This is a genomic window from Opitutus sp. ER46, from assembly GCF_003054705.1.
Classification (GTDB): Bacteria; Verrucomicrobiota; Verrucomicrobiia; order Opitutales; family Opitutaceae; genus ER46.
The window spans coordinates 213,020-233,706 of the sequence record NZ_QAYX01000020.1 but is presented as its reverse complement, the minus strand read 5'-3'; the positions used below and the strand labels follow the sequence as shown (position 1 = coordinate 233,706).

Here is a 20,687-nt window from a genome sequence, read left to right as displayed (position 1 = left end):
CCGGGGCGGAGCGATAGTGGCGGGCGGGAGGTGCTGGACGGAAACGGTCGAGAGTAAGAGTAAGAGGAAGAGTAAGAGAAAGCGTTGGAGGGCTCTCGCTCTTGAGCTGACGCGCGGGAGGGGGCGGACGTTACTGGGGGACGGAGCAGCGGGCGACGCTGCGGCCTCCGCCAACATTGGTCGTGAAGTAAACCGTTCTATCTCCCGGGCCGTACACGGGGTGCGGGTGGCTGTCCTGGCAATCCCACGCCGAGTGGTGTCGCGTTAGCGGGGTCCACGTAATGTGACGCGCGGCCCAATCGACCTGCAGGCGAGTAATCCATTCGCCGCCCCAAAGCCCGTTCTCCGGCGCGCCTTCCGGATGCCAGTAGCCGTCGGACACCAGCCAGTCGGTATGCTGGGTGCCGGCGGTGAAGTGTCCGTAACGCTGATACCGCGCGGGCAGCGCGATCTCCACATTGTCGCCGCCGGCCGGGGAGACGCGGCCGATGAAGGCGCGGCCATCGGCATACTTGCCGTGGTAGATGATGCCGCGACCGTCGGCTTCCCACATCTCATGGCAGGCCCAGTCGGCGCGGCTGCGGCCGGCGCCCTCTTCGCGCAGCCGGCGATGGGTGCGGCCATCCCACAGCCAGAGACGGCGAATGCCGCAATCCGACGGCCACTCGTGGTTGTAGAGAATCCAGTCGGGGTTCACCGGCGAGAACTGCACGTGGGTGATCCACGCCTGCGGCACGCGCTCGCAGGCGAGCTGCGCGCCGGTTTCGGTGTCGAACACGCGTAGCCACGAGCTCAGCCCTTCGCGCCGCACGCGCTCGTCGATGTCGTACGCGGGCTTGTCGGTGATCACCTCGTTGCGTTTTCCCGCCACGAAGTTCTCGCCGCGCTGTGGCGCCGGCACGTCGTCCTCCAAAGCCCGTGCGTCCGTGGTGGGCAGGCAGATCCGGCATCCATCGGCGCTGAGGTGGGTGAAGGCCGTGACCTGCCCCGCCGGCACGCGCGCGATCGCTCGTGCTTTGCCGTCGGCGAGGTCGACGCGCATCAGGTCGTCGCCCTGCAGGTAGAACACGCGGCCGCGCATGGGATCGAGACTCACACTGGCCTTGCCGAGGCCGCGGTTCGGCGCGCCGCGGAAATAGACGTACGACTTCAGCACGCCATCGCGGTTGTTTGTGAGCGGCCGAATCTGCCGCGATGCCAAGTCGAGGGCCCAGAGGTTTGGATTGCCGGCGTCCTCGCGTACGACCACCAGCGTCCGGCCATCGGCCGTCACGCTGGGCGTTGTGAAATAAAGCAGCTGGGTGGGGTGGTCCGCACCGCCGTGAAGAACCTCGAAAGCATGGGTGTCGCTCATGGAAATCAGCTTCCATCAATCGCCAGCGCCGAGACGGATTCAAACCTTAGCTTTTCGCTTCTACTTTCCCGTTCACCGCGGATGGCGTCGGAGCGCTCAGCTGCTGGGCGGCACCGATGCGGCGGGCGGCGCGAGCTGCCGGTGCAAGGCCTCGAGAATGTGGCGGGGCAGGGCGGGCTTGCTGAGAATCTCGGTCACGCCGAGCTGGCTGAGTTCGTCGCGGCGGACCGTGTCCTGCAGACCACTCATGGCGATCACCTTGAGGTTGGGCTCGAGGGCGCGGAGGGCTCGAATGAGGACGACGCCGTTCATCTCGGGCATCATGATGTCGGTGATCAGCGCCTGCACGCGCTCGCGCTGGGCAAGGAAAGTCGCGACGCCCTCGTTGCCGTTGGCGGCGACCGCCACCTCGTAGCCGTGCATTTCCAGCAGGCGCTGGAGGGTGAGGCGAATGGCGGCCTCGTCGTCGACCACGAGGACGAGTTCGCCGCGCCCGCGGGGAATGGAGTCTGGCGCGGACGCCGTGGTCTCGGTGGCCTGGGGCGCGGCCGGGAGGTAGACCTTGAAGACGCTGCCGCGGCCAAGCTCGCTGTACACCGTCACGAAGCCCTCGTGGCTCTTGACGATCCCGAGCACGGTGGAGAGGCCGAGGCCCGTGCCCTTGCCGACGTCCTTGGTCGTGTAGAAGGGCTCAAAAATCCGGTCGAGGTCGCCCTGGGGAATGCCGGCGCCGGTGTCGGCGACGGTGAGGAGAACGTAGGGGCCGGGCTTGCCCTTGACGTGGACGGTGAACCCGCCGGCCTCCAGCAGGGTGTTCTCGGCGGTGAGCGTCAGCTTGCCGCCGTTGGGCATGGCGTCCCGGGCGTTCACGGTGAGATTCATCAGGACCTGGTGAAGCTGCGTGGCGTCGCCCGTGACCGGCCAGAGGTCGGCAGGGGCGTGTTCGGCGACGGTGATGTCGCGGGGAAACGTCTCGCGCATGATGCCGGCCATCTCGCGGAGGAGATGGCGGGCGTTGACGAGGCCGCGCTGGCCCTCGATGCCTCGACTGAAGGTGAGCAATTGACGGATGATGCTGGCGCCGCGCAGGGCACCGCGTTCCACGATGTCGAGCAACGCGAGGTCGTCGGGGCTGGTGAGCTTGGAGCGGAGCGCGGGCCCGAGCATCAGGGCCGGCGCGAGGATGTTGTTCAGATCGTGGGCGATACCGCTGGAGAGCGTGCCGATTGCCTCGATGCGCTGCGACCGCAGGAACTGGCTTTCGAGCGTCTTGCGATCGGTGATGTCCTCGGCGACGCCGACGATGCGATGGACCCTGCCGTGTTCGTCGGCGATGGGGAACGCGCGGTCATGAATCCAGCGCACGGTGCCATCGGGTCGCTGGATGCGGTAGGTTTCGTCGAAGGTGCCGGCGGCCTGCTTGGTCGCGGCGGCCTCGACGACGCGGGGGCGGTCTGCGGGATGGATGCTCTCGATCCAGGATTCAGGCTGGGCGTAGAGGCTCTCGCACGAGCGGCCCCAGATCCGTTCGAAGCCGGGACTGATGTAGAGCATTTCCCGCCCCTCGAGCGTGGTCATCCAAAACACCTCGCTGATCGACTCGACCACCTGGCGGAAGCGTTCCTCGCTGGCGCGCAGCGAATGCTCGGCCTCGCGGCGGGCGGTGACGTCGAACAGCAGCGAAAGGGCGCACGCCTCGCCGCCCAAGGTGATGACCTTGACCGACGCGCTCACGTGGCGGGCGGCGCCGGCGCGGGTGCGCACCGTGACTTCGACATCGCGAGCTTCGCCGGTGGCGTCGAGTTGGCGGCGCAGGAGGTCGATGGTGGCGCCGTCGAGCAGGCCAAGCTCGGCGAGCGTGTGGCCGATGATCTCGTCGTGGGTGCAGCCGAAGAGCCGGAGGAAGGAGTCGTTGACCTCCATGAGCGTTCGGTCACTCCGCCGACTGATCGCGATGGCGGCGGGGCTGGCGCGAAACGCGGTGGCGAAGCGCTGCTCGCTTTCCCGCAACGCAAGCTCCATCTGCTTCCGCTCGGTGATGTCCTGGAACGAGCCTCGCACGCAAACGACCTGGCCGTTTTCGGCCAGGGCGTGCCCTATGGTCCGGACCCATTTCTGCCGGTTCGCGGCCGTGGTGATCTGCAGTTCGAGATCGTAGGGCTTTCCTTCCTCGATGGCGGCCCGAATGGCGGCTTCGATACGCAGGCGGTCTTCGCCTGAGTAGTAGCTGAGCCCCTGAGCCATCGATATCGGTGCCCCGGGTGGCAGGTCATGGATGCGGGCAACTTCCTCGGTCCAATAACCCTCGCCAGTGCGGGCGTCGAAATGCCAACCGCCCACCTTGGCGATGTGGCCGGTCTCGCGCAGGATCGATTCCTGAAACCGCAACTGTTCCTCGGCGCGGATCTGGTCGGTGATGTCGTGGGTGATGTTGGCGGCGCCGACGAGCTGGCCCTGTCGGTTGCGGATCGGAGAGAGTGTGACCGAAACGTTGATGGTGCGCCCATCCTTGCAGCGGCGCTTGGTGCGCACGCGGCTGGCGGATTCGCCGCGCCGGATATGCGTGAACATGCTGGCCTCGTCGGCGAGTGACTCGAGGGGAATGATGAGCTGGATCGATTGGCCCACGGCCTCGGCCTCGGTGTAGCCGAACAGCCGCTCGGCCCCGCGATTCCAGCTTGTGATCACGCCATCGAGATCCTTGCCGATGATGGCGTCATTCGAACAGCCAACGATGGCGGCCAGTCGCTCGCGGTGCTCAGTGGCGCGTTCGAGGGCGGCGAGGCTTTCAGCCGTGCGGCGGCGTTCGAGGCGGAGGTTGGCGATGAGGAACGTGATCATCGCGCCGGCGCCGGCCAGGGTGGCGAGTTGCGCGATATCCGCCAGATGGCGGACGGCAAAGCTGCCGGTTGGCTCGAGCAGGTAGAAGCTGGCGGCCGTCGCGGCCATCACTGTGGCGAGGAGCCCGGGCCCACTTCCGCCGACCCAGGCGGCCAGGGTGATTGGGATGACAAAGAGAATCAGAATCGCCCGGTTTCCTACCCAAGGGATGATCGATAACCGAGCCGCGACGGTCGTGGCCGTGACCGCGAAGGCGAACACGTAACGTAGCGCGACGGATTGGACGAGCGGTCCGTGAGAAGAGAAGGCGCGGCTCATGCGGGGGGGCCGTTCGGGGGAATCGCACGCTGGCAACGCGCGCAGGCGACGCAACATTACTGGCGACAAAAGCTGGAGCGAAAACACGTACGCAATCCGACGGCCCGGGGGCGGTCTGCCGCAGGCGTGGGGAAGCGGAAGGCTCGGAAGAACGAGAGTGGAGCGTCCCGGAGTCTCGGATGCACACCAGGACGAGTCCGTGGTTGGTGTCCGGACAATTCCGGGGTCGATTCGCGCTAGTGCTTGGAGTCTGGAGCGATATGGATTCGTATGCTCAATCCCCGTCTCACTTTCCCTTTCACACGGTTCCCAAGTGGGTGTTGAGTGGGCAGAACTCTTTCTGACCATGATTGGAACTGACTTCCGATTTGGCACCGCAGGTTGGACGCAGCGGCTGACGCGCGTCCTATTGGGCGAGGCGCTGCTGGGCTTCCTCGCGCTGATGTCGGCCGCGCTGACGCTCTTTCCGATGCTGTTTGACGTGTCGCCGCCGGCTGAGCGCGGGATCGAACTGGCGCAGTGGGCGATCGTGGCGTGGTTTGCGGTGGAATACGTCGTGGCGCTGGCGAGTGCGCCGTCGAAGCGGGCCTTCTTGTGCGATGCCTGGCGCTGGATCGATCTTGCGACGATCGTAATCCCGCTCGCCTCGGCGCTGCCCTCGGTCTCGGACCTGGTGCGGTCGTCGCCGGTGTTGCGCCTGGCGCGGCTGGTGAGGCTCTTCACGCTGGGGGTGCGGGCGAGCGGAATCGTGGTTCGCCAACAGCGCGGCGGGGCGGAGGCGGTGGAGGCGGCGGGACCGGCCCGGATCACGCGCCGCACCGGTGGCGAACTGGGCGAGGCCGTGCCCGCGACGCGGCAGGGACTGCTGGACTGGTTGCGCGCGGGCGGCGCAGGGTGGTTTCACGTCAGCAACCCCGGTGGGGACGACGCGCGTGAGATCGGTGCGGTCGCCGGTTTGCCGGCGGGTTTCCTGGATACGCATTTGGCCGGGGCCACGCACCCGCACGTGGCGGGCGCGCGCGACTGCACTGCGATCTTCCTGTGGGTGCCGGAGGCGGAGAAGCGTGAAGGCACGATCGAGCGGCGACCGCTGTTGATCCTGCTCTGGGCGAACCGGGTGCTTTCCTTCTCGCGGGCACCCGTGGCCGCGGTGGAGACGATGAGCGCGCCGGCGGGCGAGGCGGGGATGGAAGGTGAGCCGCTCCCGCTGCGCGTGGCGGCGGCGCTGCTGCAACGCGTGGTGCAGGAGAACGAGGTCCTCGTGGGCGGCTTCGAGCAGCAATTGCGGGCGTTGGAGGACATTCCGTTGCGCGAGAGCCGGCCGGCATTCTTCGAGCAGACCTTCCGGCTGAAGAAGCAGCTGTCGGCGGCGCAATGGGACCTCTGGCGGCTGAAGGCCGTGCTGCAGCAGCTGGCCGACGAGCGTACGCCGCTGGTGGGCGCGGGTGAGGCGGTCCGGGCGGCCCTGGCGCGGCTGGCAGCGTCGGCGGACTACCTGTACGAAACGGTCGTGAACACGCGGGAGGACCTGCTCGCGGTCATCGATCTGCATCTGAACGTGGTGTCGTTCGACATGAACCGCGTGATGCGCGTGCTGGCGGTGGTGAGCGTGCTGGGGCTGATCCCGGCGGTGATCGGCGGTCTGCTGGGCATGAACCTGATGGATAACCCGTGGCACTTCACGCTCCCGCAGGTCTCCTTCGTCGTGGTGTTCGGGATGCTCGCCGGGCTATACTTCTTCATCGTGAAAGGCTGGCTGCGGTGAACTGTGGCGTGATGGGGTGGGCAGGTTGAGACCCCGCGCTTCCGGAGTGCGGAACGTGATTCGAACCCCGACGCGCTTTGCCGCGGAAGGACGCTCCGATGGGCGGCGAAAGTGCCCGAGTGTGCGTGAGGACGGCGCACGAAACGGGCGGTATGCTCGTCGCGCAGCCGGTCAGCGCGGCGGGGCGGACGCGGTGGAACTGGGGCCCGGATCCTGCACGCAGACCGGTTCGTTGACTTCGCCGAGTTCGCGATGATTCAGCAGTCGGGCGAGCATCATCTCGGTCAGGTGATTGCCGGCGCTGATCAGGGCGATGCCGTCATGTGTGGTAATGTCGGAAACGACGACCTGGCCGGCGATGAGTTGGTCGATGTTCAGCATCTTGACCGGTCGGTCTGCCGCGATCGGCTGCATGAGGTAGGCGTCGAAGCAGACGAAGCAGGCGTCGAGCAGGGCGGGATCGTAACGGCCGGGACGGGCGGCCATCGCCTCGTAGGCGGGCGCTTTCACCACGCCGTCGTTCTCGAGCACGAGGCGATCGGCGAGGATGCGGAGCATCCGGGAGGCGAGGGGAATCTCGTCCCCGTGGCAGTCGTCGAGGGGAAACCCGGTGCCGTCGTAATTCTTGTGCTGGTAAAGGACGGCGCGGGCGACGCCTTCGAGGCGCGGGATGCGATTGAGCAGGTCGTGGCCGATTTTCGGGGCGGAACGGAGGAGTTTCTCCTCGGGCAACGTGAGTTCCTGCCCGGCGCTGAGGTCGAGGAGCAGGCGGCTGGGAAACGCGGCGTAGCCGATCGACGACAGGAGTGCGGCCACCTCGAACTCCCAGAGCGGCGAGGCGTCGACGGCGGCGGCGAACCGGCGCATCGAGTCGCGCAGGCGCTGGCCGCGGCCGAGGGCTTCGGGCGCGGCCATGCCCAGCACTTCGGACAGCACGTTGATGACCCCGGTCAGCGTGCCTTCGAGGAGTTCGCGCTCGATGCGGAGCAGTTCGAATTGCTTGAGCCCGTGCTCGAGCGTCGGGACGAGCACCTCGGGCGGGCACGGCTTGTTGAGAAACCGGAACACCTGGCCGCGGTTCACGGCGTGGACGACGGTCTGCTGGTCGGCGTTGCCGGTGAGCATGATGCGCACGGCGTCGGGGGCGAGGACGCGGGCCCGCTCGAAGAACTCGACGCCATTCATCTCCGGCATGCGCATGTCGACGACGAGCAGGGCGTAGGGCCCCTGGGTCTTGAGCATCTGCAGCGCCTCCAGGGCACCGGTGGCGGTATCGAACGTGAACTGCTTCCTCAGGTTGCGCTGAAACGCGGCGAGAAGATTCGGGTCGTCGTCGACGAAGAGGATTTTGCCGGGTGCGGCCATGGCGGAATCAGGCGTGGAGGGTGACGGGCGTGACGGGCGCGGTGGCGCTGCCGGGCGCGGGGTTGGCGAGTGGGGCGTCGGCCCTGGGCGGGGCGACGAGCGGGATGCGCAGGGTGAACTTCGTGCCGACGCCGAGCTCGGTCTTTACGTCGATGGTGCCCTGATGGTGCTTCACGATAAACGTGTGCACAATTGCGAGGCCCTGACCGGTGCCCTTGCCGGCGGGCTTCGTGGTGACGAAAGGCTCGAAAATGTGGTCGCGGATCGATTCCGGGATGCCAGTGCCGGTGTCCTCGACCTCGATCACGGCAACGCCGTCCTCCCTGCGGCTGCGCACCGTGATCCGGCCCTTGGACTGCGGCCGCGTCTTGGCCATCTCCTCGACGGCGTGGGCCGCGTTGACGAGGAGATTGAGCATGGTCTGGTTGATCTCATCGACGACACACGGCACGGGGGGCAGATCCGGATCGAGTTCGGTCACCACTTCGGCGACGTATTTCCATTCGTGCCGACTGACGGCGATGGCGGTGTCGATCGTGCGGTTGAGATTGGCGGGCTCCAGGTGGGGCGAGTACGGGTGGGCGAACTCCTTGAGCGAGCGGACGATCTGGGCAACGCGGGCGAGGCCATCGAGGGACTGCTGCAGGCAATGCGGGATTTCGCCGAGAAGGTAATCGAGTTCGACGCGCGCCTCGGTGGCAGCGACTGCCGTGACGGACTCAGCGTACCTCGCGTCCGGAGCTGGCGCCGCGGTTGCGGCGGCGAGGGATTGCCGGAGGGCGCGATACGCGTCGATCACCTCGTGCAGCTTGGCGAATGCATCGATGGCGAAGCGGGTGTTGTCGGCGACGTATTGGGTGGGCGTGTTGATCTCGTGGGCGATGCCGGCGGCCAGTCGCCCGAGCGATTCCAGCTTATAGGCCTGCTGGAGCTGCGCCTCCATCTTCCAGCGCGCCTCCTCGGCGGCCTTGCGGGCGGTGATGTCGCGGGAGATGCCGAAGGTGCCGATGATCCTGTCGTCCTGGTCGCGCAACGGCAGCTTGGTGGTCGCGACCCAGGCGACGCGGCCGTCGTCCCAGGTTTCCTTCTCCTCCTTGTCGATAATGGGCTCGCCGGTCTGGAGGATGCGGTGTTCGTCGGCGAACGCGGCGCTGGCGTGCGGGGCTGCGAAGAAATCGAAGTCGGTTTTGCCGATGGCGGCGTTGGGATCGCGGAGGCCCAGCTTGGCGGCTTGGGCGCGGCTGATGCGGAGGAAGCGGCTGGAGGAGTCCTTGAAGTAGATCGAATCGGGCAGGTTGTTGAGCAGCGCGCGGAGGAGTTCGCGGTCGGTGAAGCTCGTCGTGACCTCGGCGTTGGGCGCAGGGTGGGCCAGGAGCGAGACGTAGCTTTTGCCTTCGACGCGGTATTTGGCGAAGAGGGCGGTCGCGCTGAACTCGCTGCCCCAGGCATCGCGAAACTCGCACTTGCCCGACCAGTGGCCGAGGACTTTGGCCTGGGGGAGAATCTCGGACTCGAGGCGCTGCAGCGTGGCCAGCCCGATCAGGTCGGACAGGTGCACCCGCTCGAGGTCGATGACGTCGGAATTGAGAAAGCGGGCGCGGGCCGAGCTGTTTGCGTACGTCAGCTCCAGGCCGGGGCTGGCAAAAACGGCGGCGAGGCAGGGCAAGGTCTCCATCATGCCGGCCAGGACCGACGGGGGTGGGGGCGCCGTCAGACTCTCGAAGGCGCTTCCGGGAGGGAACGGGGGTTGGGTGGAACGATCCGGCACGATGCTCTGAAAGGCTGATCGGCGCGTTTGGCGCGGGGGTGGCGACCGGATTTTACCTCTGGGCGTGGGGAAAGGTACGCCTGCGAGGCGAAGCCCGGGTACGTGTTCGCCGCAGGTCGAGGCGGGCTCCGGCCCGCTCCAGGGGCGGAGCGCCGGCCGAGTATCTGGACATTTTCCCCCGGAGTATCTGGACATTATGCGGCGAGTATCTGGACATTATCCCGTAAGTGACCTGTTAATGGTGAGATATAATTGTAGTCCTCGTTCGCTCGGTGTCCTGGTTTTGGCGGCGTCGGGATGCTGCCCTCCGGGGCGGACCAGGGGTTGGATGTTCGTTGTATCGTTTGGTGGCTGGTAGGTTGGGAGGAGGGGGGAAGCGCCGGCTTGCGCTCGGCGGAGATTCAGCGAGCGTTGCGGCTCTTCTGTGCCGCCCTGTGACGTACTCTGATAGTCATCATAAGAAACAAGCTGCAAAGCATCTCCGGATCCGCCGGTTGAAGCAGCTGTTGCGCTACGCGCCCCGGCGGGCGGTCTTTCATCGGTATCCGTTTGTGGGTCGTTTTGCAGGTCACGCGCGGCAGCGGGGTTACCTCTGGTCGATGAAGTCGCGACACGTGCGGCCGGCGATCTACCTGGGCTCAGTGATCACGCTGTGGCCGATCCTGGGCATGCAGCTGCTCGCGGCGCTGGTGGCCTCAATCGTCTTCCGGGCGAACTTCATGGTGGCGGGCCTGCTGCAGTTCGTTTCGAACCCGCTCACGGCGCCGCTGTACTACTTCACGTACCTGGTCGGAAAGCAGATCCTCGGCTGGATGGGGCGGGTGCCGGCGGAAATGGCCTTGCCCAACGAAACGCGGGATTCGGCGCTCGTGGACGCGGTGCTTTCGGCCGAGCCTGGCACCGGTTTCACGGGTGTGCTGCTGGCCCTGTTCATCGGCGGCACGGTGTGCGGCTTGGCCATGGGGCTGGTGATCGACGCGATCTATCTCTGGGGCCGCCATCGCTGGCGGCTGGTGCCGGCGACGGCCTGACGGCGCTCAGGGCCGGCTAATCTGTCCGGACTCGATCACGTGGCGCCCGGGGCGGGCCGCAAGCGCGGCTTCGAGCAGGGTGTGGGCGACCGCCTCCACCGCGATTGGCCGGGCGTTGGCCGGCAGCAGAAACGCGAAGGGAGTGCTGAGTGCGACCATCACGCGCTCGAGCGGGCGCGGCTCGGGACGGTGGGCCAGGAGCGAAGGGCGGACGTGGGTGGTGGAGGCAAACCCGAGGTCGTCGAGGTCCTGCTCGAGGCGGCCCTTGACGCGCAGGTAGAGCGTGGGGGCGGAGGCTTTGGCGCCGAAGGACGAGTTGTTGACGAAGCACGGCGTGCCGGCGGCCCGGGTACGGCGCGCGGCATCAACGACGAACGTGCGATCGATGCGTTCGAACGCCTCGGCGGAGCCGGCGAGCTCCCGGGTGGTACCGAGACAGTTGATACCGGCGTCTACCAGCCACCATTCGGCGGTGGGCAGGTCGGCGAAGTCGACGATCGGATTGAACAGCTTCGGCGCGGACGTCAGGGGGCGGCGGGTGGGTGCGACGATGCGGGCAACGCGAGCGTCGGTGAGGGCGAGCGTGAGGACCTTGGCTCCGACGGCGCCGGTGGCGCCGAAGAGCAGGAGGGTACGAGCAGGCATGGGCAGGGGTGGGAAGGCGGCACGTTAGCTGCGCGCCTTCCGTCCGTCCAGCCGCGGTCCGCACTGCCGCTAGCGGTCGACGAGAATGGCGGCGAGGACGCCGAACACCCCCGTGACCGCCACGCCGCCGGCAGCGAGCCAGTCGCGACGTGCGCCGGGTGAGCGTTCTCGGCGGAGGAAGCGCCACGCGAGCCACCCGACGAGGAGGACGCCGTTGAGCGCGAACGCCCAGGGGGAACCGAGGTGCAGGTGGAACCCGAGATAACCGGATGAGGCGTCGGTGAGCGTCCAGGAAAACGGGAACACGAGCCGGGCGAGCCGGCCGGCGGACGTGGCATCGCGCGGGGTGAGCCGTTCCTCGTGGCGATCGACCAGCGCGTAGTTGCGATCGAGCACGATGGCCTCCAGCCAATCGTCGGAGCGGACCACGACGAGCCGGTGGAGGAGGTTGCCGCGGATCGTGACCTCGGCAGCGGCCGGCACGTAGTGCTGGAGGGGGAGGGTGACGAGTCGGTGCGCGGGGCCGACGTCGAGCGTCACCGCGCCGTTTCTCTCGACGATCAGGGAATGAATTTCGCGCGAGTCGATCTCCTGGACGAGCAGGTGGCGGATGCGCAGGTCGGTCCAGCGGGCGCGCTGCTCGGGCGCGGCGAGGTCGACGACACGGTGCAGCTCGGGTTTGCCGCGGACCTGGCGGAGATGGAACACCGTTTGCGCTGCGTCGACGAGGTACGCGCCCTCGTCGTAGGGCTTGCGGTTGGTCGGATTGTTTGCGGCGAAATGCACGGGGAACTGAAAGCCCACGGTGGCGAAGGCGGCGGCGAACCGGGCGCTCTTGTCCGTGAGGACGGTGTTGGTCTTCGGGTCGAGGAACTCGACGGTCGCGCCGAGCCGGAGAAAGTCGGACGGCAGCTCGAGCCGCGCGCGGCCACTCTCGGCCTCGAGCAGGGGGAAGAGCCGGACCTGCGGCGTGTCGAGCGCGTCCGGCGTGAGTCGGAGGCTGAACTGTGCGCGGCGGACGGCCTCGAGCGTGACGGGGGTGCCCTGGATCACCTTGGGCATGCGACCGTCCTTGGTGAGCTGGGCCCAGTTGGTCAGCGGAAGCAGCCGCTCAAACTCGTCGCGATCATAGCTGCGGCCGGCGGCGTCGGCGTAGCGGACGCCGTCGAGCGTGGCGCGGGAGAACAGGAAGCGGTTCTCCACGCAGCTGTAGAAGACGACGGGCGCTCGGTCGCGACGGGCGGCGACAAGCCAGAATCCGGCGGGCAGGTAGTAGCCCAGGAGCAGGATGCTCGTGAGCAGGAGGAGGGCGCGGGCGGCGAGTTTCATCAGACGAGGCCTTTCCGAAAACGGTCGCTGGCGTGCAGCGGGAGCAGGACGACAGCGACGGCCCAGGCAGCGAACGCCGGGAGCACGCGCAGGTAGCTCTGGTAGAACGTCTCTTCAAAGAACAGCCGCAGCGCGGCGGCGCCGAGCAGGAGCAGAATGACGCGCCCGCGCCACGAGGCCTCGAGCAGCGCGGCGGTGCCGACGAGGTAACCGGCGTAGCCGGCGAGCACCCAGGGCAGGGCGGTGAGCCAGAGCGTGGTGAGCATTTCGGTCGGAAAATAGCGCGTGCTCACGGCGGCGAGCACCGCGACGGCCGGCAGCACCAGGATCGAGAGCAGGAGCAGGCCGGCGGCGAGGTGCAGCGCCACGGCGCGGATTTCGCCGAGCGGCAGGTGCAGCACGAGCCGGATTCGGTGTTGCTGGACCTCCGGCAGGAACTGCAGGACGGCGAGCGTCACGCCGAGGCCGAGCGGAACGTACTTGAACGGCCCGAAGAACAGGTAGGCCTTGTAGATCCAGCTGCTCCATACCATCGGCGCGTCGTACACGGCGAAGACGTGGCGCAAGCGCAGCGCGAGAAACCCGGCGTAGACGAGGCTCGCCACCGCGAGGAGCGTCCACCAGAGGCGGAGCTTGATCCATTCCTTGAAGAAAAGGGCGCGAAACATGGTCAGTATTTGCCGGTGAGGGCGACAAAGGTGTCTTCGAGCGATAGCGGCTCGGGCCGGAGGTCGGCGGGGAGTGGAATGCCCAGGCGAGTGAGTTGCGCGCGCGCGGCGGCCTCATCGAGGAAGCCGAAGAGCGTGGAGCGCTTCTCGCCGCGCTCGAGGCGCAGGTGAGCGCGTTCGTCGTAGAACTCCGTGACGGCGGGGGTGGTCGGGAAGGAGAAGCCGCGGAACTCGGTGGCGATGCAGCGGGCCGGGGCGTCGAGGAGAACGCGACCGCGCTGGTAGATTACGATATCGTCCACCAGCCCTTCGAGGTCCTGGATGATGTGCGACGTCAGCAGGATGCTGCGTTGTCCGTCGGCGGCGTAGTCGCGGATGACGTCGATGAAGAGCCGCCGGTAGCCGGGATCGAGCCCCATGCTGTAGTCGTCGAAGATGATAAGGTCGGGCTGCTGGGCGAGGATGAGCCCGAGCGCGACTTGGGAGCGCTGGCCGCAGGACATCGTGGCGATCCGCTGGCGCGGTGTGATGTCGAGCTTGGCCATCAGGTGGTAGTAGATCGCAGGTTTCCAGCGCGGGTAGAAACGCGCGTAGAACGCCTCGATCTGCCGGGTGTTGAAGAATCCGTACTGCACGTGGCCCTCGATGAGGTAGCCGATGCGCGCCTTGGTGGCCGGCGAGAGCTGCTGGGCGTCCTCGCCGAGCAGCAGGCAGTCACCGGCGCGCGGCGTGAGGAACGAGTTGAGGATGTTGATCGTGGTCGTCTTGCCAGCGCCATTGCGGCCGAGCAGCCCGCAGATGCGGCCGGGCGCGACCTGCCACGAGACGTGCTGCAGTGCAGGCTTGTCGCCGTAGTAGTGGACGAGATCACGGCATTCGACAGCGGGAGTCATAGGAAGGAGAGGATGAGGACACCGGGAAGGAGGACGCCGAGGGCGGTGACGACACCGCCGCGCCGCCCGATGCCCTGGCGGCCGCGGAGGAGGACGAGGCCGGTAAGCGCGACGACGAGCAGCGCGCCGCAGAAGGCGTCGGAGTACCACGTCCACCAGCGGCCTGGATTGTAGTGCAGCTTGTTGAACAGGTGGAGCACGGGCCGGCGCTGCAGCGTCTCGGTGACGAGCTTGCCCGAGGTCCGGTCAAGCGTGGCGGTGCCGCCTTGGTAGAAGATCCGTACCTGGTCGGCGGTCGGTGTGTAGTGCTTGAGGTAGGTCTGGGGGAGGCCGGCGGTGCGCAGGAGCGCGGTGGCCGACTCCCGCGTGAACGTCGCCGGCAGATCGGCGGCGTTCACGGTGCGCTCCACGCGCACGATGCTGTAGCTGGGATCCCAGTCGTGGCGGTGGTTGATCGCCACGCCGGAGACGCCGTACACGACGGTCGCGCCGAAGAAGAAGTAGCCCAGGTCGCGGTGCAGCACGCGGGCGACGTGACGCCAGTGCGGCAGCCTCATCGGGCGTCGGGCTTCACTTCCCAACTGAGGCCGTCGACCCAGATGGAGGAAAGATAGCCGCGGTCGGCTTTGGCCAGCTGGGCGCGAAGAGCGGTGATGCGCTTGCGGGCGGTCGCGAGCGGCAGGCTGTCGTTGCACTCGCCGCTGCAGTTTTCGGTCTTGGTCTTCTCCTTGGCGGCGTGGGCGGCGACGGCGCGCGTCTCCCACGCGTCGAGGTACGCCTGGTCAATGCGCAGCTCGCGCACGATGCCGGTGACGCGCAGAGTGCGGCCCTTGAGGTCCTGGTCGAAGGCCTTCATCTCGCCTGTACGCTCGACGCGGAGCGTGATGGCGTAATCGGGATTGAGGTCGTGCAGGAAGGCCTTGCGGCCGCCGCTGTGGCAGACGCCGGTGACGAAGCCCTCGAGGACGATCTCCTGGCCGACGCGGGCGCCGCCTTGCGTGAGGACTTCGCGGACGCCGGCGGCGGGCGCCGTCGAGGGATCGGCCGCGCGGACGGAGCCAGCGAGGAAGAGGAGCGCGCTGAGGCGGAGGAGGGAGGTGAGTTTGGTTTTCATGCGGAAGCGGGAGTGAAATGCGGCCGGGGTTTAAAACGCGTAGCTGGTGCGCAGCCAAAAGGAGCGGCCCTCCTGGTACGGGGTGGTGGTCGAGGCGCCTTCGGAGTACGGCAGCCGGTTGAGGAGGTTGCCGACCTTGAGTTCGACGGTGAGCGTGCCGCGGTGAGTTTCGACGGCGCGCCAGCGCAGGCTCAGGTCGTTGATGATGCCGGCGGGCACGTGGACATTGTCGTACCGGTCGTAGCGCTGCCCGCCGACGACAATGGTGGAGCCGCTGTCATCGACGCGCTCGTACGCGGTGTTCCAACGGCCGAGAACGTCGACGGCGAGGCGGTCTTGGAACCAGGACGAACTCCAGGCGAGGTTGACGTAGGTCGGGCGCGCGAAATTGGCCCGGTCGAGGGTGGCTTGGCGGCGGGTTACGAGGGCACCGCGGTAATAGACGAGCTCGTTGAGCGCCTCGGAGTCGTAGTTTTCCGAGAAGTAGTTGGCCTCCGGCGTGGAGGTCTCGGTGTCGGAGAACGTGGCGCCCGCGCGAAACTCGTGGTGGCGCCAGTGCTTTTTCCACTCGAGCGAGGTGCTGCGGTAGTCGGTGAAGCCGGCGTTGGAAACGGTGTACTTCGTGTAGGTGCTGGTGGCGCCGGTCTTCTCGTTCACGTAGGTCAGCCGAGTGCCCTCGTCGCGGACAAACTCGTCGCGGTTTTGCCGACGGAGGAACGCCACGCGCAGGGTACCGAGCCGGGCAAGATCGAACGTGAGGCCGTACGAGAACTCATCGCTGTAGGGCGTGTTGAGACCGGCCTGCGCGTAGTTCGCGGGGCGCGAGTGCAGGGAGAGCGTCCACGCGTCGCCGTAAACCTTGCGACCGTTCACGAGCGTGTAGGTGCGCGTGTGGGCGTAGGTGTCGGGGTATTTCTCCTGCAGCTGGTACGCCAGCATGGCGTGCGTGTAATAGCGGTTGAAGCCGGCGTGGAGCTTCAGCCAGCGGAACGGCTCGATCTGGGCGGTGAAGCGCGGCGCGACGTCGTGATTGCGGAGGAAATCGTTGGTGTCGTAGCGCAGCCCGGCACGGTAGCTCCACGGCAGGCCGAAGACCCGGCCCTGGTCGGTCCACTGGGCCCAGGCGTCGGCGGCCTGAAGCTGAACGTTGGCGTCGAAAGCGAGGTAGGTGAGGCGATAATTGAGCGCCTGCTCGCCCTCGAGGACCGTCGGGTCGTCGCGGCCGAGGGCGGAGGTGACGGTGGCGTCCTTGACGACGCTGGAGGTGGATTGGTGGCGGTAGGCGTGGTTGGTGAGGGGGCGCTGTTTGCGGGCGCGGGTGAACGTATAGTCGGCGCCGACGCTGAGCCGGCCGGTGGCGGTGAGCGGGAGGGAGTACTCTGCGCCGATCGGGAGGTCGCGCTGCGTCGAGGTCATGTCGCCATTGCCGCCGCGTGCGCCGGTTGCCGCGGTGTCGGCGACCCAGTCGACCTGATCACCGGCGCCGAAATTCTTGTACGTGTAGAGATTGGGCGCCTGCTCGCGGCTGTTGTCGGCGAGTTGCAGGGCGGCATAGGCGAGAAACTCGGTGCCGCCCACCTGACGCGAGAGCTCGAGCTTGTTGAGCCAGCTGTCGTTGTGCTGAAGCTTGAGATCCTGCTCGGTGTTCTCCTGCCGGTACGGCGACCAGAGCGACGTGAACCTAAGCTTCGTCTCCGGGGCAAAGGTATAGACGAACTTGGCGGTGATGTTGTCGGTGGTGGTCTCGGCGCGCGTGGATCGACCGTAGGCGGCGAGCCGCTGGGTGTTCTCGAGGACGGCCCACTGGCGCGTCCAGCCGAGCAGCCCCGAGAGTCGAGTGGAGATCGGGACATCGAGGTAGAGGTCCAAAACCTCGCGCTCGAAGCGGGGCTTCTCGGGCATCGTGGCGCCCGTGTGTTCCGGGGCGGTGAGATACTGTATCCAGGAACTGCTGGCGCGGGCGTAGCCGGCGCCGCCGCCCCAGGCGCCGGTCGGATCGCGCAGGTCCGCCTTGACGACGCCGCCGGTAAATCCGCTGTAGCGCGCGGGAACGTCACTCTCGAAAACCGTGAGCGCGCCGAGGAGGGCGGGAGACACAAACGTGGTCTGCGGATGGCCCACGACGCTGTCGTAGGCGTGCACGTTGGTGTTGGTGGTGTCGGTGATGCTGGTCGTGCTGAGACCCTCGACCACGAAGTTGTTTTCGTAGGTGCGGCCGCCGGCGATGCTGAGGAGCGCGGGTCGGAGATTGAGGACGGTGTCCTCGGAGAGCGCGCCGCGCGTGGCGTCGAACTGGACGTTGTTCAACGTGCGGGCGAGCTCGTTGACATCGAGGCGGGCGGTGGTCTGGCGGGAAACGTCGGGCGCCGCGAAGACGGTCTTGCCCACGGCTTCGACGGGATCCGGGGCGTTGGCGGAGACGGTAACGTCGATGGCCGAGGGCGTGCTGGCGGCGGGAGGCGGGAGCGTGACCGGCGCGGAGGGTTGGGCGGCGCGGGCGGCCGCGGCGAACAACAGCAGCAGGAGCGCGGTGGGTGGGACGGAATGGGAGCGGAATCGCGGGAGCATGGAAGGAGTGAAGTCGGTCAACGGGCGGCGAGGACCACGAGGGCGTGGCGGTCTTGGAGGCTGAAGTGGACGGTGACGCGAAGCGGTGGCCGGGAGCTGGCGACCGCGGCGCGTGGGAAACGCCAGCGTTGCTGGACGACCTCGCGCGCGGCTGCGTCCAGATCGGCATAGCCGGAGGAGACGGCGACCTGCACCCGAGTCGGACGACCGTGAGGAGAGAGGTGGACCTGGAGCTGGACGGTGCCGCCGCGGCGCTCGAGTCGGGCGCGCTCAGGATAGGGCGGCAGTGGGGAGAACGTGGGCTCGGGGAATGCGATCGAGGCCCGGCCACCTGCACCCCGGAGTTCGTGGGCGGCGTAGGCGGTCAGGGCGGAGCCGGAGATGAAGGCCTCTGAGGATAGGAAATCTGCCGCGTTGCCCGGACGGTCGCCGGCGGACTGCGTTACGGCATCGCCGGCGAGGCCGAGGCAGGGTGGCAGCGTCGGCGTGATTGCAGGGGTGTCATTAGGCGCGTGGCCGGAGGGGCCAGCAGCGTGGAGCGAATTCTCAGGCTGAGATGCGTCTGTGGGGGGGCTGCTGTCACGGAGTGAGAGTGAGACAATGCGGAGGGCCGGGGCGGCACCGCGAACGGTTGCGTTCGGGGACGTGGCAGCCGGACGCGTCGGAACGATGGCCAACGCGACGTGGACCAGCACGGCGAGGATGGCTGGAATGACAAAGCGGCGCGATAGCGAGGGATGTGGGCGGGCGTACAACGGCATTTCACACCCAACGGAGGCTCCGGTGGCGGCGTGGCCCGGAGCGCGGCGCGATCGTGGGGCAGCCGCGAAGAAGTCCGGCGGCGGGCCGGCGCGGTGGACGATGCGCGTTGTACGATTTCACGCGGCCATCATCGCACGGCGAGGGTGGAAAATTCCACCCGCGCCCGGCCCATTTCCACCTGAGGAAGGCGCGACGATCAGCGGCGGACGGCCAGCTGGAAGGTCTTGGGGTTCACTCCAAATTGGCGGCGAAAGGCGGCGGCGAAGTTGGACGGATTGCTGTAGCCGACGAGGGCAGCGGCCTCGAGAACCGTGGCGGTGCCGCTCTGCAGTGCGGCGTGCGCCTTTTCCATGCGCTGGGTGCGCAGATACCCGAAGACGGTGGTGCGGTACACCTGATGGAACCCTCGTTTTAGGGTTGTTTCGCTCACGCCGACCCGCTGGGCGAGCTCGGCGAGGGAAGGAGGCGATTCAAGGTGTTGGACGAGCAGTTGGGCGGCAGAGCGCACCTGGTCTTCGAGCAACTGCGTCGCGGCGACCGGATGGGTCGGATGGTCGTCGGCCAGTCGGGTCAAGAACTCGATGAGCAGATCGTGCGCGCGAGCGGAGAGTGCCATGGAGCGGCAGGTGCCGCCAAACGGGCACCGGCGGATGGATTCGAGCGCGAGTCGCGCCGTCGGCGAGAGCGCCACCGTGACCAGATCGGAGTTGGCCTCACCGCCGAAGGCGCGCATGCGTGCGACACCCGGGGTTAGGTCGTCGCCGACGAGTTCGAGCCAGGCGCTGTCGTCGAGCGCCAGGGCGACAGCGAATAATCCCGCGGCGAGCGGACCGGCGGCTTGGGTTCGGAGCAGACGCGGAGAAGTCAACTGCATGACCTCCTGTGCGCGGTCGCCTGACTCCGGCAACGTGAACAGCAGGATGGCGGTTGCGCTGTCGACGGCCGCCGAGGCGACCAGATCGGGATGAGTTTGGATCGTTCCCCAGCAGATTGTCAGGCCGGGCCGAACGGGATATTCGTTGAGTTGTCCGGGCATGTCAGACCCCGAAGAACCTCCCGGCCGCCGCAACCGCCGCGGGCGGCGAAGCCGAGAAAAGTTGGGCATCGTTGGACATGGGCGGACTGCACGTGAGACTAGTTCGCAACGCAAGCTCTTATTATTCAACCGCGCGCGTGCGGGCCGCCTCACTTCATTAACCGGCATGCTCCCGCCTCAGGCACGCGACCGTGGGGGGCGCCGGGGTCTGGAACCGCCCCGCCGCAGCTAGAACGAGTACCGCACGGCGAGCCGGACGAACGGGGTGGCGCCGTCGCTGGAGAGTTCGTAGTTGCGGTCGAAATAATCGAATTTCTGGCCAACGACCACGCCGGTGGACGCCGTGAGCGTGACGGCGGGGTGCGGCTGGTACTCGACCGTGCCGCCGACCCGGACTTCCGAGTAGTCGAGGAGGGTGTCGCGAAGCGGAAAGCGCGGGCCGGCCAGACGGACGCCGACGGGCTCCTTCACGTAGAAGGTGCCGCCCTGGAAGGTCGCCTCGAGGGAGGTGCGGACACGGTCGTTCAAGGTGTAGGTCACGCCCGTGCGCGGGAAGCCGACGGAGACGGCCCACGTCTGGTTGGGACGCCAGTCGAAGCCGACCGCGGGGAGCCAGCGGTAGTCGTCCTCCGCCAGCGACCGGTACATGAGGCCGGCGGCCCAGGAGAACGTGTCGGTCTGCCGATACAGCCCGAGCAGGACGACGTTCACGCCGAGGCCATCGCTCTCGATGCCGGTGCCCGAGTTGGCGACCGAGGTCTTGAGATTGGCCAGAAGGCTCCAGCGCGGACCCAGCGGGTGGCGGAGCATGCCTTGCACGCTCACGGTCTGAAGCTGGTCGGGCAGCGGGACGACGGCGGGATCGGAGTCGAGGTCGAATCGCTCATAGCCGCCCTCGAGCGTCAGCGAACTGCGATCGGTGAGCGAAAATCGATGGGAGAGGCTGGCCGCCACGTGGGTGACCTGGGTGTCGCCGAAGCGGCCGCCGAAATCGTCGTTGAGGTCATCGGCGGAAGCGCCGCCCGCGGTGACGGTGACGCTGGAAGGTAGTCCGGCACCGGAGCGCCCAGGTTGGGCGATGATCGTAACCGGAAGGAGCACGAGCGCCAGGATGGCTGGAAAGCGCAGGGTGGTGAACATGGGTCGGAACGCTAAGTGGAGTCGCCGGATAAACAACAGCCGGAAACGCACGAGTGCGTTTCCGGCTGTATCGAACCGAAAGGCGCTGGG

Annotated in this window: 16 protein-coding genes; 2 read left to right on the top strand and 14 right to left on the bottom strand. The window is 67.3% G+C overall.

Annotation, left to right across the window (positions count from 1 at the left end):
* Nucleotides 1–130: 130 nt before the first annotated feature.
* Both DB354_RS07695 and DB354_RS07690 read right to left on the bottom strand, forming a co-directional pair.
* Nucleotides 131–1,354 carry an oligogalacturonate lyase family protein gene (locus DB354_RS07695; RefSeq protein WP_146180148.1) on the bottom strand — a complete coding sequence of 408 codons (1,224 nt, stop codon included), beginning with the start codon at nucleotides 1,352–1,354 and terminating at the stop codon, nucleotides 131–133.
* Nucleotides 1,355–1,450: 96 nt separating this feature from the next.
* On the bottom strand, nucleotides 1,451–4,513 hold the full coding sequence (locus DB354_RS07690) for a PAS domain S-box protein (RefSeq protein WP_158277425.1): 3,063 nt from the start codon (nucleotides 4,511–4,513) through the stop codon (nucleotides 1,451–1,453).
* A 346-nt stretch (nucleotides 4,514–4,859) separates the two neighbouring features.
* Here DB354_RS07690 and DB354_RS07685 point away from each other — a divergent pair, with 346 nt between their 5' ends.
* Nucleotides 4,860–6,278, top strand: a complete 1,419-nt coding sequence (locus tag DB354_RS07685; RefSeq protein WP_158277424.1) for a CorA family divalent cation transporter — start codon at nucleotides 4,860–4,862, stop codon at nucleotides 6,276–6,278.
* A 171-nt stretch (nucleotides 6,279–6,449) separates the two neighbouring features.
* Here DB354_RS07685 and DB354_RS07680 read toward each other — a convergent pair whose 3' ends face one another.
* Nucleotides 6,450–7,643 (bottom strand): HD domain-containing phosphohydrolase, encoded by a 1,194-nt coding sequence (locus DB354_RS07680; RefSeq protein WP_107834862.1) that lies wholly within the window; start codon nucleotides 7,641–7,643, stop codon nucleotides 6,450–6,452.
* A 7-nt stretch (nucleotides 7,644–7,650) separates the two neighbouring features.
* Nucleotides 7,651–9,321 carry an ATP-binding protein gene (locus tag DB354_RS07675; protein WP_158277423.1) on the bottom strand — a complete coding sequence of 557 codons (1,671 nt, stop codon included), beginning with the start codon at nucleotides 9,319–9,321 and terminating at the stop codon, nucleotides 7,651–7,653.
* Between the two features lie 362 nt (nucleotides 9,322–9,683).
* On the opposite strand from DB354_RS07675, the gene DB354_RS22990 reads away from it, so the two are divergent.
* The gene (locus tag DB354_RS22990; RefSeq protein ID WP_343205562.1) at nucleotides 9,684–10,442 is read left to right on the top strand and encodes a DUF2062 domain-containing protein; all 759 of its coding nucleotides are present in this window, start codon (nucleotides 9,684–9,686) and stop codon (nucleotides 10,440–10,442) included.
* 6 nt (nucleotides 10,443–10,448) lie between these two features.
* Here DB354_RS22990 and DB354_RS07665 read toward each other — a convergent pair whose 3' ends face one another.
* The 10 genes from DB354_RS07665 to DB354_RS07620 form a co-directional block, all read right to left on the bottom strand.
* Complete coding sequence (locus DB354_RS07665) at nucleotides 10,449–11,087, bottom strand: NAD-dependent dehydratase (protein ID WP_107834859.1); 639 nt, start codon at nucleotides 11,085–11,087, stop codon at nucleotides 10,449–10,451.
* Between the two features lie 69 nt (nucleotides 11,088–11,156).
* Nucleotides 11,157–12,416 (bottom strand): DUF4857 domain-containing protein, encoded by a 1,260-nt coding sequence (locus DB354_RS07660; protein WP_107834858.1) that lies wholly within the window; start codon nucleotides 12,414–12,416, stop codon nucleotides 11,157–11,159.
* The gene (locus DB354_RS07655) at nucleotides 12,416–13,084 is read right to left on the bottom strand and encodes a hypothetical protein (RefSeq protein ID WP_107834857.1); all 669 of its coding nucleotides are present in this window, start codon (nucleotides 13,082–13,084) and stop codon (nucleotides 12,416–12,418) included. The genes DB354_RS07660 and DB354_RS07655 overlap by 1 nt, the downstream gene beginning before the upstream one ends.
* A 2-nt stretch (nucleotides 13,085–13,086) precedes the next feature.
* A complete protein-coding gene (locus DB354_RS07650; RefSeq protein ID WP_107834856.1) occupies nucleotides 13,087–13,977 on the bottom strand; it encodes an ABC transporter ATP-binding protein in 891 nt (296 codons plus the stop codon).
* Nucleotides 13,974–14,534: a PepSY-associated TM helix domain-containing protein gene (locus DB354_RS07645; protein WP_107834855.1), complete on the bottom strand. Its 561-nt coding sequence runs from the start codon at nucleotides 14,532–14,534 to the stop codon at nucleotides 13,974–13,976. Before DB354_RS07645 ends, DB354_RS07650 begins: the two co-directional genes overlap by 4 nt.
* Nucleotides 14,531–15,091: a hypothetical protein gene (locus tag DB354_RS07640; protein ID WP_107834854.1), complete on the bottom strand. Its 561-nt coding sequence runs from the start codon at nucleotides 15,089–15,091 to the stop codon at nucleotides 14,531–14,533. The genes DB354_RS07645 and DB354_RS07640 overlap by 4 nt, the downstream gene beginning before the upstream one ends.
* A 30-nt stretch (nucleotides 15,092–15,121) precedes the next feature.
* Nucleotides 15,122–17,659 carry a hypothetical protein gene (locus DB354_RS07635; protein WP_107834853.1) on the bottom strand — a complete coding sequence of 846 codons (2,538 nt, stop codon included), beginning with the start codon at nucleotides 17,657–17,659 and terminating at the stop codon, nucleotides 15,122–15,124.
* 17 nt (nucleotides 17,660–17,676) lie between these two features.
* Nucleotides 17,677–18,354 (bottom strand): energy transducer TonB, encoded by a 678-nt coding sequence (locus tag DB354_RS07630; protein ID WP_158277421.1) that lies wholly within the window; start codon nucleotides 18,352–18,354, stop codon nucleotides 17,677–17,679.
* Between the two features lie 263 nt (nucleotides 18,355–18,617).
* Nucleotides 18,618–19,457, bottom strand: coding sequence for an AraC family transcriptional regulator (locus DB354_RS07625; protein ID WP_158277420.1), 840 nt, complete (start codon nucleotides 19,455–19,457; stop codon nucleotides 18,618–18,620).
* A gap of 228 nt (nucleotides 19,458–19,685) precedes the next feature.
* A complete protein-coding gene (locus tag DB354_RS07620; RefSeq protein WP_107834850.1) occupies nucleotides 19,686–20,597 on the bottom strand; it encodes a DUF6268 family outer membrane beta-barrel protein in 912 nt (303 codons plus the stop codon).
* Between the last annotated feature and the right edge of the window lie 90 nt (nucleotides 20,598–20,687).

Excerpts from the sequence above, each read along its gene's own strand:
- DB354_RS07635 (WP_107834853.1), bottom strand. The coding sequence starts at position 17,659 with ATGCTCCCGCGATTCCGCTCCCATTCCGTCCCACCCACCGCGCTCCTG.
- DB354_RS07675 (WP_158277423.1), bottom strand. The coding sequence starts at position 9,321 with ATGATGGAGACCTTGCCCTGCCTCGCCGCCGTTTTTGCCAGCCCCGGC.
- DB354_RS07620 (WP_107834850.1), bottom strand. The coding sequence starts at position 20,597 with ATGTTCACCACCCTGCGCTTTCCAGCCATCCTGGCGCTCGTGCTCCTT.
- DB354_RS07660 (WP_107834858.1), bottom strand. The coding sequence starts at position 12,416 with ATGAAACTCGCCGCCCGCGCCCTCCTCCTGCTCACGAGCATCCTGCTC.
- DB354_RS07680 (WP_107834862.1), bottom strand. The coding sequence starts at position 7,643 with ATGGCCGCACCCGGCAAAATCCTCTTCGTCGACGACGACCCGAATCTT.
- DB354_RS07655 (WP_107834857.1), bottom strand. The coding sequence starts at position 13,084 with ATGTTTCGCGCCCTTTTCTTCAAGGAATGGATCAAGCTCCGCCTCTGG.
- DB354_RS07665 (WP_107834859.1), bottom strand. The coding sequence starts at position 11,087 with ATGCCTGCTCGTACCCTCCTGCTCTTCGGCGCCACCGGCGCCGTCGGA.
- DB354_RS07685 (WP_158277424.1), top strand. The coding sequence starts at position 4,860 with ATGATTGGAACTGACTTCCGATTTGGCACCGCAGGTTGGACGCAGCGG.
- DB354_RS07625 (WP_158277420.1), bottom strand. The coding sequence starts at position 19,457 with ATGCCCGGACAACTCAACGAATATCCCGTTCGGCCCGGCCTGACAATC.
- DB354_RS07695 (WP_146180148.1), bottom strand. The coding sequence starts at position 1,354 with ATGAGCGACACCCATGCTTTCGAGGTTCTTCACGGCGGTGCGGACCAC.
- DB354_RS07640 (WP_107834854.1), bottom strand. The coding sequence starts at position 15,091 with ATGAAAACCAAACTCACCTCCCTCCTCCGCCTCAGCGCGCTCCTCTTC.
- DB354_RS07650 (WP_107834856.1), bottom strand. The coding sequence starts at position 13,977 with ATGACTCCCGCTGTCGAATGCCGTGATCTCGTCCACTACTACGGCGAC.
- DB354_RS07645 (WP_107834855.1), bottom strand. The coding sequence starts at position 14,534 with ATGAGGCTGCCGCACTGGCGTCACGTCGCCCGCGTGCTGCACCGCGAC.
- DB354_RS07690 (WP_158277425.1), bottom strand. The coding sequence starts at position 4,513 with ATGAGCCGCGCCTTCTCTTCTCACGGACCGCTCGTCCAATCCGTCGCG.